The sequence below is a fragment of the Daejeonella sp. genome, assembly GCF_044342615.1.
Taxonomy (GTDB): domain Bacteria; phylum Bacteroidota; class Bacteroidia; order Sphingobacteriales; family Sphingobacteriaceae; genus Daejeonella.
Map to the genome: position 1 here is coordinate 1 of NZ_JBIIPN010000104.1, position 9,736 is coordinate 9,736.

Genomic DNA, 9,736 nt, shown 5'->3' on the forward strand with positions numbered 1-9,736 from the left:
GTTTATTACATGGAATTCCTTTTGGAGCAAAAGATTTATTAGCAGCCAAGGGTTATAAAACTACCTGGGGATCAGTGCCTTATAAGGATCAAGTTCTCGATATAGATGCTACTGCAATAACTAAGCTTGAAGATGCTGGTGCAATTTTGATTGCCAAAATGACTTTAGGCGAATTGGCAATGGGTGATGTTTGGTTTGGTGGTAAAACTAAAAACCCTTGGAATTTAAATCGTGGATCAAGTGGTTCATCAGCGGGTTCGGCTTCTGCGGTAGCTGCTGGGTGTATGCCTTTTGCCATTGGTTCTGAAACATTGGGTTCTATTGTTTCACCTTCATCTGAATGTGGTACCACGGGACTACGCCCAAGCTTTGGCAGGGTGAGTAAATACGGTGCTATGGCTTTGAGCTGGAGTATGGACAAACTAGGACCTATTACAAGGAGTGTAGAGGATTGCGCAATCGTTTTTAATGCTATTCAGGGTGCCGATAGCAAAGATTTAAGCCTAATTTCAGCTCCTTTTAATTATAGTTCGCCTCAAGGTGCAAGTTTAAAAGGTATGCGCATCGGTTTTATCAAATCAGAATTCAACAGAAAATATGCGAATTCGGCAAATGATAGCTTAAGTCTTAAAAAAATAAAGGATATGGGTGCAGAATTGGTTGAAATTGAACTTCCTGTGCTTCCTTATCGGGATATGCTTATTATTTTAGGGTCCGAATCTGGTGCTGCCTTCGAAGATCTTACTTTGTCGAATCGCGATGATTTGATGGTTAAGCAAGATAAAAATGCATGGCCTAGTGGTTTCCGTTCATCGCATTTTATTCCTGCTATTGAATATATTCAAGCAAATCGCGCTAGAGCAATTCTTATTGAGGAGCTAAATAAAAAAATGAAAGGTTTGGATGCTTTTATTGCACCAGCTTTCGGACAAAATTTAGTTGCTACAAACTTAAGTGGTCATCCTTGTGTTGTTTTACCGAATGGTTTTAGAAATGGTTTGCCAACAAGCATTACCTTTACCGGACAACTATTCGGGGAAGGAAAATTATTGAAAATTGCAGAGGCTTATCAAAGAGCTGACGATTTTCATAAAAAACAACCTTCTTTGAATTTTTAGTATTCACTCTGAAGATTATTAAAGAATTTATTCAAGAAATGCAGGTAAAAATCAAGGAGATATTTGAGCTTCAAAGAGCTCATAGCTTAGTTTTAAGAAATAGCTCGGTAAAAGACAGAAAAGAAAAGCTTAAAAAGCTTAAAATTCTTATTCAAGAGAATGAAGAATTGATTTTTGAGGCGCTTCAAAAGGATTTACGCAAATGTGAATTTGAAGCGGCATTAACTGAGGTATATTTTGTTTATGCGGAAATAGATTTTGCACTCAAGCATCTTGCTTCTTGGATGAAACCACGGAGGGTTGCTGCAAGTTTTAGTAATATACTGACAAAAAACCGTATTTATTATGAACCTAAAGGAATTTCATTGATTATTTCCCCTTGGAATTATCCTTTTCAATTACTTATAGCTCCCCTAATTTCGGCAATAGCGGCTGGAAATACAGCTATTTTGAAACCTTCCGAACTTAGCTCTGCTACAGCTCAGCTTGTTACCAAATTGATTAATAATCATTTTGAAAGCAAGGAAGTGGCTTGCTTTGAAGGCGATGCTTCCTTATCTGAAGCGCTTTTACAGCTTCCATTTGATCATATCTTTTTTACTGGAAGTCCGAAGATTGGTAAAATTGTAATGACAGCTGCAGCTCAGCATTTAAGTTCAGTAACCTTAGAGTTGGGCGGTAAATCGCCAGTAATTATTGCCGAAGATGCAAATCTTGAGAAAGCAGCCGAAAAGATTGTCTGGGGTAAGTTCATGAATGCAGGTCAGACTTGTATAGCACCCGATTATGTATTGATTAGTCAAAATCAGGAGGTCGAGTTTTTAAGACTTATTTCAGAAAAAATCGACAAATTTTACTTTAAAAATCAATTACTTGACCGTTCAAGTTATGGGAAAATTATTAGTGAAGCCCATTATAATAGATTAAAAAATTTAAGAGATCAAGCTATTGTCGATGGTGCAGTTCTTGTAAAAGGTGGCGCAAATAGTGATGCAGACCATACATTTGAGCCTACTATTTTGACTAAAGTGCCACTGTCATCAAGCTTGATGCAAGAAGAGATTTTTGGACCAATTTTGCCCATCATTACTTATTCTAGTATGCCGGAAGCCATTAATTTGGTAAACCAAAGAGCTAAACCATTGGCTCTATATATTTTCTCTAAATCAAATACACTTGCTGAGACTGTTATTCGGCAGACTTCTGCTGGCGGGACTTGTGTAAACGATGTGGTTCTACATATTTCTAATCCGAATTTGCCATTTGGCGGTATTGGAAATAGTGGGACAGGAAGTTGTCATGGTTTTTATGGATTTAAGGCTTTTTCGCACGAACGCGGCATCATGTTTCAATCGAATCCTGATTTTAATAAATTGGCTTATCCCCCATATGAAAATAAAAAAGGATTGCTTAAATGGCTAAAAAAGATTTTGTAATTGCATGGACAATGCTGTAAATCTTTTCCAAAGGCTAAATTCTAAGCTTTTTGAGCTGTTTTCAAGTTTAAGTTCGGAGCAATGGAATAAAAATCTTTCAGGTGGGAATAGTAAAGTACAAGACATTGCCATTCAATTATTGGATGAATCTAGGCAGAGTCTATTCCATTTTTTTAATGTATCTGATTTAAACGATGTTCAAATAAATTCTTTTCAGGATTTTAATCCTGAGACTTATTTATCTGATTTACAGATTATTCATCAGCAATTGGATCCATATTTTAATAAGATTCCAGCATTTTCGTGTCTAGATAAAAACAGTACACTCGGCATAGTCGCATTAGATTTACTCAAAATTTACGTTAAAAATTGGCTTTATCAACAACAAATTCGGCAAGCACTGGGAGCAAGTTTACTTTTGGAGGCTGATTTTTATCAGCCCTTTTTAGAATACTGCATGCGTTTTTTACCGAAGCATTTTGAGAATGTTTATCAGGCAAATGATACAATTATTTCAATTGAGATTGTGGCTGAGACTAATTTGGTATGGCAACTCATCCGAACTGAAAAGGCTTGGGATCTGGTTGAAAACCAAAGTTATTCTGATACCCAAGTTTATATCGATCAAAACATAGCCTGGATATTATTTTCTGGTGGAGTTGATATTTACGAGGCATCTCAATACTGGCAAGTAATTGGTAATCAGGACTTAGGTCGGCATGTTTTAAGCTTGCGCCCTTTCGATGAAGAAGTTTAAATTCTTCTCTTTTTTTAAAATCCCCCTTTAAATGCTATTAAAAGAGGATTTGTGTTAAAATTTTAATTATTTAGTGCCTGTTTTGCTTCTGCCTTCATTTTTTCATTTGCTACGATAACAATCTCCACACGGCGGTTTAAAGCGCGACCAGCTTCTGTTTCATTACTTGCTATTGCTTCCGATTCGCCTCTTCCTTCAGTTGACAAACGAATTGGTGAAATGCCTTGGCTAATGATATATGATCTAACAGATGCGGCACGACGTTCTGAAAGTCTCAAATTGTAATTTTCACTCCCTGTAGCATCGGTATGTCCCACAATTAAAATATTGGTCTCTAAATTATTTTTTAGTGAGGTCGATAGATTTTCAATATTGGTTCGTGCATTAGTTTTTAATGCATATTGGTCTACATCAAATAAAATTCCAGACTCAAATTTTACTATAATTCCTTCTCCTTCTCGGATTACTTCTGCATTCGGAATGGTGTTTTTAATTTCTTCTGCTTGCTTATCCATTTTACGACCAATATATGCACCCGCTGTACCACCTACGGCACCACCAATTATGGCTCCTACTGCTGTGTTTCCAACTTTTTTCCCAATTATGGCTCCAATGGTTCCACCAGCTGTTGCGCCAATTACAGTGCCTTTTTGTGTTTTTGTTGCCTTGGCACAGCCTTGAAACATAATTGTTGAACTAGCTAATGTTAATACTATTCCTGCTATTTTTAAATTTGTCTTTTTCATGGTCTTATATTTATATTACATGATTCAAAACTAGTGCCAAAAGCGGTTACAATTTATTACCCGTATCTTTGAAATGAAGCTATGAATGAGAAATTAAAGATAAGTTTGTTAGGTTGTGGATGGTTGGGTTTTCCACTTGCCATTGATTTGATCAGCAAAGGATATAAGGTTAAAGCGAGCACTACCAGTCCCGACAAATTCCCAGTTTTTAGGTCTGCTGGACTTGAACCTTATTTATTCAGTTTTGATTCTAGTCATGAACCTGATTTAAGCGAATTTCTTGAATCGGATATTCTCGTTATTTCTATTCCGCCGGGTAGGAGAAGCGTAGATGGATTAGCAAATTACCGCCAAATGGCACAATTGATAAGAAAACAATTGGCCATATCGCAGGTATCAAAATTAATCTTCATTAGCTCCACATCGGTTTATTCTGAGTCAAATGAGATATTGAATGAATTTTCCGAAATAGGGCCTGAGACTGAATCTGGTAAAGTTTTAGCAGAAACAGAAGCCTTATTTTCAGAATTAAATATGCAGGTAATCTCGTTAAGATTATCGGGATTAATTGGTCCTAATAGAATGCCAGGTAGATTTTTTGCGGGACAGAAAAATGTTCCAAACGGATTAGCACCGGTAAATATGATTCATTTAGATGATGCGGTGGCACTTATTAATTGTTTAATCGACTCGGAAACTGCTCAAGGTGTTTATCTAGGGTGTTCGCCTTCCCATCCCACTAAAGAAGAATTTTATAGTCTTGCTGCCCAATTTGAGAATTTAGTAGCCCCTACTTTTATTTCTGAAAAAATCAAATGGAAGATAATCTCGAGTGAGCGAACAATTCAAGAATTAAACTTTAAATATAAATATGATTCTTTTTTAGATTGGTTAAACAAAGTCGAATACTAAGCTAATAAAGCTCATAACATGTTCATTATCAAATAGATTATACCGCGGGTTTACAAAATTGTAACAAGCTTATTTTATTGATAATAATTTCATATTCTTTGTTTAATTTTATATTAATTGGAATTTGTTTCATGTCTAATATGGAATATTCCATTTTCGTCTTTTTTGTTATATGAAAAAACTATTTTTTATCACTCTGATTTTTTTTATCAGTTTATCTACTAAGGCTGCTTTTCAAGATTCAACATTAATTAATAGAATTAATCAGCTCTCTACGCAAGTTCAAAAAAAATACGCGCCTGATAAAAGAACTGAATTTTATGAGCTCAAGCGTGAAAAGTCTGAACCTTTAAGCTATAACTTACAGGCAAGTAATCTAGAGGCTGTTCAAGAATTTAAAACACTTTTAAAGAGTGAAAATTTATCAGTTAATCTGAAAGAGGATATTTTACCTTCAAAAGAACTTGGAGAAGCTATTTATGGGGTTTCTAACCTTTCTGTGATTAATACGCGATATGCGCCAAATCATGCGGCAGAGATGGCTACTCAAGCAACTCTGGGAACTCCGGTGAAAATTTTGAAAAAAGAAAAGGGGCATTTCTTTGTCCGAACTCCTGATAATTACCTATCGTGGACAGAATCAAGAGGTATCATTCCGATGAATAAGGCAGATTTTGAGAATTGGCAAAATTCCCCAAAAATAGTTTATACTGATTTATTTGGATTTGCTTATTCAGAGGCTTCAGAATCATCTTCGCCAGTTTCCGATCTTGTTGCAGGCAATATTTTACAACTAATGGGTGAAGCTAAGGGCTTTTACAAAGTGTCTTTCCCAGATAAAAGAATAGCTTATATTTCAATAAAAAAGGGTCAGTTGTTTGATCAATGGGAAAAGCAGCCTAATCCAAGCGCTGATCAAATATTAAACACTGCTCGTAATTTTTTGGGTATTCCTTATTTATGGGGTGGAACATCTGTTAAGGGACTAGATTGCAGTGGTTTTACGAAAACGAGTTATTTATTACATGGAATTGTGCTACCGCGCGATGCTTCACAACAAGCTTTAGTGGGCGATGCGGTTGATATTCTAGAAAGCGATACATTGAATATTTCCAAGGCGCTAAAAAATTTAAAACCGGGCGATCATTTATTTTTTGCTGCCGATAAGCGTACAAAAAGAGTTACACATACGGCTTTGTATATTGGAAATGGGGAGTTTATTCATGCAGCCGGATTGGTTAGAATTAATAGCATGATTAGTGGATCAAAAAATTACGATGATTTTCAATCTAGAACATTAGTAAGTGCACGCCGTGTATTAACAGCTATTGGAGATCCTGAAATTACGAGAATCGATAAACATCCCTATTATCAAGGGCAAATAAGCCAATAAAAGAAAACCAATTAATAAACATATGAATATTTTTGTAGGAGGCCTTCCATTTAAAGTAGATGAAAGGGAATTAAGAGAAATCTTTGAAAAGTTTGGAGAACCTAGTTCGGTTAAGATAATCATGGATAAGCAAAGTGGCCGTAGTAAAGGTTTTGGCTTTGTGGAAATGGATGATGAAGAAGCCGCTCAGCAAGCCATTGAGGCATTAGATGGAAGCGAATTATATGGACGCAAAATTGGTGTTCGTGTTTCGGAAGAAAAAAAGCCTGAAAAGAGGTTTTAACAAGCATATTTTATTAAAAGAGGCTTCATAAGAAGCCTTTTTTACATTTTAGAGTAATTTTTGAGTTACATTTTTTTTTATCCAGTTAAAATCCGTTAAAATGTTTAATTTTGTAGTATTAATTAACAATGTTTTATCCTTCAATACAGCTATTTACTGAATAGAAGAAATCAAGACTAAAACCGTTAGAAATATGAAAAAGTTAATCATTCTTTGCAGCGTAGTATTTTTATTTGCGTCTGTATCAGCAGTTAAGGCTCAAAATAAAGCCGAATTTAAGTTTGTAACAGAAACTCACGACTTTGGTAAAATTCCTCAAGGTAAGCCAGTTACTGTGGATTTTAAGTTTACAAATATTGGTGATGAGCCATTAATTATTAGCAATATTGCTAGTGTTTGTGGTTGTACAGTTCCAAAATATACTAATACTCCAGTATTAAAAGGTCAAACAGGTACAATTACAGTAACTTATAACTCTGCTGCAATGTCGTTTTTCAGCAAGGGTTTAACAATTACTTCAAATGCTAAAACACCTACTAAGGTGATTTACATTAAAGGAGAGGTAATTGCTGCACCTGCAAAATAATTAGTTAAATTCTTTTAAAAGACCCTTCTAGCTAGCTAGAAGGGTCTTTTTGTTTCTAGGCTTTTCGGTAAATTTCTTTGCTAAAAATTGTTTAGCATGAGTTTTAATCGGTTCAAAGATTTGCGATGGGCGGCTTCTTTTTGTTATTTAGTATTAATTCTTATTCCCAATTATATCGCTTTTTTGTTTCAGTTATGTGAGCGAGATGATGGTTACAATGCCACGCATAAACACCTATATTCTCGTCAACTCTAAAGGTTTTTCCGTGTTCTGGATGAATAAAAATTCTTCCATATTGTTCATCTGTCAAATTGTTTAATAAAACTGTCCATCTTTCGTGTATCCCTTCTATCATTTTCAATGAAGGTTCAATAGGCATACTTTTAGTATCAAGAAGTTCAGCCCAGCGTTCTTCAAAATATGGTTTTATTATTGGTTGTTCTTCTGTTAGTACAAGTTTTAAACGTGTCAAACTGTTCATATGGCTGTCGGCACAATGGTGAACTACTTGTCTCAATGTCCAACCATCTGGTCTGTATTGCTTGTCAAGTTGAGTGTCAGCCAAGCTAAGAACTTCGCTTGAAAGTCTTTTAGGGAATGTTGAAATGTCAGATACCCATATTTTTAAAATATCTTTCGTGATTTTTGATGGTTTGTCAAACTTACCAATCGGAAATTTTAGTTTTTCCCTGTCCATTTACTTTATTTTTAACGTGTCTGTTTAGTCTGACCACTAACTGTTATTCTAAAGAGATTGCGTTTTCCCACCATCAACCGGAACATTGATCCCATTGATATACGATGCAGCTGGGCTAGCCAGAAAGGCAACGGCGGCGGCCACCTCTGCAGCTTCGGCAATTCTTCCAGCAGGAATGGTGCTTATCATTTCATTTTTTACAGATTCGAAACTTTTTCCTTCTCTATCAGCAATCGAATTAATCAGAAATTCTAATCGCCCAGTCATGGTAAATCCTGGTAAAACATTATTAACTGTAATACCAAATGGTCCCAATTCTAAGGACAAGGTTTTTGCCCAGCTGGCTACTGCTCCACGAATAGTATTGGATACGCCGAGGCCTCTCAAAGGTGTTTTAACAGATGTTGAAATGATGTTAATAATACGGCCAAATCCGTTTTTCTTCATTCCGGGAACTATTGCTTGAACAAGAATTTGATTGCAAATCAAGTGCATATTAAATGCATTGATAAATAGATCTGCACTAGCTTCAATGGCTTGCCCGCCTGCCGGACCGCCCGTATTATTGATTAAAATATCTACATCTCTATCTTTAAGATAATCGTTTAGCACGGTTTTTAATTGTTCCGGATTGCTAAAGTCTGCAATTAAAATCTCATGTTTTTGACCTTCTTGAAGGGCTAATTCTTTTAAAACCTTTTTTAAAGCTTCCTCATTTCTAGCAAGCAAGCACACATTGGCACCCATCAATGCGAGTTCTATCGCGCTAGCTTTACCAATTCCTTGGCTGCTACCACAAACCAATGCTCTTTTTCCCTTTAGGTTTAAATCCATTTCCTTTTATTTCTGTAAGATGCTAAGATAATACAGAAAAGTATTCTTCGAGTTCTTGAAGTGTATTGGAATTAGTTGCGATATCTTTTATGATCTTGCCTTTTTCCATTAAAAGAATGCGATCGCAAACTTCAGTAACATGATTTAAATCATGACTAGAGATAAGGCAGGTAATTTGCTTCTCTTTATTTAAGTCTTTAATGATGTTTTTTAATCGAATTTGTGTACTTGGATCTATATTGGCAAAAGGTTCATCCAACATCAATAGCTGTGGGTTTTGAATTAAGCATGATGCCACACCAACCTTCGTCTGATTTCCTTTGGAAAGATCACGGATATATTTTCCTCTATCTAAAATCTCAGAATTAAAGAATTCATTAAAGCTTTCTAATTCAATATCTATTTGAGCCTTATTTTTATTGTGTAATCCTCCAACAAAATGAAAATATTCTTCTGGAGTTAGGTAATCAATCAAAAATCCTTCATCTAAATAAGATGCGGTGTACTCTTTCCATTCTTCATTGGAGGCCACATTTTTTTCATGAGATAAAACCTCTCCTGCATCAGGTCTAATTAGGTCGAGCATCATCCGAAATAATGTTGTTTTGCCGGCACCATTATTACCTACTAAACCAATTGATTCGCCTTTTTTTATGCTTAATTGTGGGATATTTACCACATTAACACCGTAATATCCCTTTTTTAAATCCTGTATCTCAATCATATTATTTATTTCTAAATCCTTCTGCTATTGTAAAACGTTTATTTTGAAATTGTTTGATTAATAAGTTCAACCAAAATTCTCTGCTAATAATAAAAAGTAGTCCCGTGATGCCGATAAATGCTATTCCAGCATCCGGATAATCCATATAACTAAATGGTAAATAAATCAGAAATGGTGTTATTAATAGAGGAAGCGACAAAATCCATTGTGATGCTCCAACCCCCTCCCAATTGAATGCCGATCCTTTACT

12 protein-coding genes are annotated in these 9,736 nt (G+C 35.4%); 7 read left to right on the top strand and 5 right to left on the bottom strand.

Annotated features, from left to right (window positions below):
• From ACIQ0D_RS09370 to ACIQ0D_RS09380, 3 genes are all read left to right on the top strand, one after another.
• A partial coding sequence (locus tag ACIQ0D_RS09370; protein WP_395804970.1) for an amidase occupies positions 1-1,118 on the top strand: 1,118 nt, incomplete at its 5' end.
• 29 nt (positions 1,119-1,147) lie between these two features.
• Positions 1,148-2,554 (top strand): aldehyde dehydrogenase family protein, encoded by a 1,407-nt coding sequence (locus ACIQ0D_RS09375; RefSeq protein ID WP_395804990.1) that lies wholly within the window; start codon positions 1,148-1,150, stop codon positions 2,552-2,554.
• 4 nt (positions 2,555-2,558) lie between these two features.
• Complete coding sequence (locus tag ACIQ0D_RS09380; RefSeq protein ID WP_395804972.1) at positions 2,559-3,311, top strand: hypothetical protein; 753 nt, start codon at positions 2,559-2,561, stop codon at positions 3,309-3,311.
• 62 nt (positions 3,312-3,373) lie between these two features.
• On the opposite strand, the gene ACIQ0D_RS09385 is transcribed toward ACIQ0D_RS09380, so the two are convergent.
• A complete protein-coding gene (locus ACIQ0D_RS09385) occupies positions 3,374-4,057 on the bottom strand; it encodes an OmpA family protein (protein ID WP_395804974.1) in 684 nt (227 codons plus the stop codon).
• 81 nt (positions 4,058-4,138) lie between these two features.
• Here ACIQ0D_RS09385 and ACIQ0D_RS09390 point away from each other — a divergent pair, with 81 nt between their 5' ends.
• From ACIQ0D_RS09390 to ACIQ0D_RS09405, 4 genes are all read left to right on the top strand, one after another.
• On the top strand, positions 4,139-4,969 hold the full coding sequence (locus ACIQ0D_RS09390) for an SDR family NAD(P)-dependent oxidoreductase (protein WP_395804976.1): 831 nt from the start codon (positions 4,139-4,141) through the stop codon (positions 4,967-4,969).
• 172 nt (positions 4,970-5,141) lie between these two features.
• The gene (locus ACIQ0D_RS09395; protein ID WP_395804978.1) at positions 5,142-6,362 is read left to right on the top strand and encodes a C40 family peptidase; all 1,221 of its coding nucleotides are present in this window, start codon (positions 5,142-5,144) and stop codon (positions 6,360-6,362) included.
• 22 nt (positions 6,363-6,384) lie between these two features.
• Complete coding sequence (locus tag ACIQ0D_RS09400) at positions 6,385-6,645, top strand: RNA-binding protein (RefSeq protein ID WP_291403109.1); 261 nt, start codon at positions 6,385-6,387, stop codon at positions 6,643-6,645.
• 193 nt (positions 6,646-6,838) lie between these two features.
• On the top strand, positions 6,839-7,231 hold the full coding sequence (locus ACIQ0D_RS09405) for a DUF1573 domain-containing protein (protein WP_395804980.1): 393 nt from the start codon (positions 6,839-6,841) through the stop codon (positions 7,229-7,231).
• Between the two features lie 160 nt (positions 7,232-7,391).
• Here the strand turns inward: ACIQ0D_RS09405 and ACIQ0D_RS09410 are convergent, their stop codons facing one another.
• From ACIQ0D_RS09410 to ACIQ0D_RS09425, 4 genes are all read right to left on the bottom strand, one after another.
• A complete protein-coding gene (locus ACIQ0D_RS09410; RefSeq protein ID WP_395804982.1) occupies positions 7,392-7,928 on the bottom strand; it encodes a YfiT family bacillithiol transferase in 537 nt (178 codons plus the stop codon).
• A gap of 48 nt (positions 7,929-7,976) precedes the next feature.
• Positions 7,977-8,762, bottom strand: a complete 786-nt coding sequence (locus ACIQ0D_RS09415; RefSeq protein WP_395804984.1) for an SDR family oxidoreductase — start codon at positions 8,760-8,762, stop codon at positions 7,977-7,979.
• A 22-nt stretch (positions 8,763-8,784) separates the two neighbouring features.
• Complete coding sequence (locus ACIQ0D_RS09420) at positions 8,785-9,486, bottom strand: ABC transporter ATP-binding protein (protein WP_395804986.1); 702 nt, start codon at positions 9,484-9,486, stop codon at positions 8,785-8,787.
• Position 9,487: 1 nt separating this feature from the next.
• On the bottom strand, positions 9,488-9,736 hold a 249-nt coding region (locus tag ACIQ0D_RS09425), incomplete at its 5' end, for a DUF5687 family protein (protein ID WP_395804988.1).

Coding starts and splice junctions, on each gene's coding strand:
- ACIQ0D_RS09380 (WP_395804972.1), top strand. CDS start 2,559: ATGGACAATGCTGTAAATCTTTTCCAAAGGCTAAATTCTAAGCTTTTT.
- ACIQ0D_RS09385 (WP_395804974.1), bottom strand. CDS start 4,057: ATGAAAAAGACAAATTTAAAAATAGCAGGAATAGTATTAACATTAGCT.
- ACIQ0D_RS09390 (WP_395804976.1), top strand. CDS start 4,139: ATGAATGAGAAATTAAAGATAAGTTTGTTAGGTTGTGGATGGTTGGGT.
- ACIQ0D_RS09395 (WP_395804978.1), top strand. CDS start 5,142: ATGAAAAAACTATTTTTTATCACTCTGATTTTTTTTATCAGTTTATCT.
- ACIQ0D_RS09400 (WP_291403109.1), top strand. CDS start 6,385: ATGAATATTTTTGTAGGAGGCCTTCCATTTAAAGTAGATGAAAGGGAA.
- ACIQ0D_RS09405 (WP_395804980.1), top strand. CDS start 6,839: ATGAAAAAGTTAATCATTCTTTGCAGCGTAGTATTTTTATTTGCGTCT.
- ACIQ0D_RS09410 (WP_395804982.1), bottom strand. CDS start 7,928: ATGGACAGGGAAAAACTAAAATTTCCGATTGGTAAGTTTGACAAACCA.
- ACIQ0D_RS09415 (WP_395804984.1), bottom strand. CDS start 8,762: ATGGATTTAAACCTAAAGGGAAAAAGAGCATTGGTTTGTGGTAGCAGC.
- ACIQ0D_RS09420 (WP_395804986.1), bottom strand. CDS start 9,486: ATGATTGAGATACAGGATTTAAAAAAGGGATATTACGGTGTTAATGTG.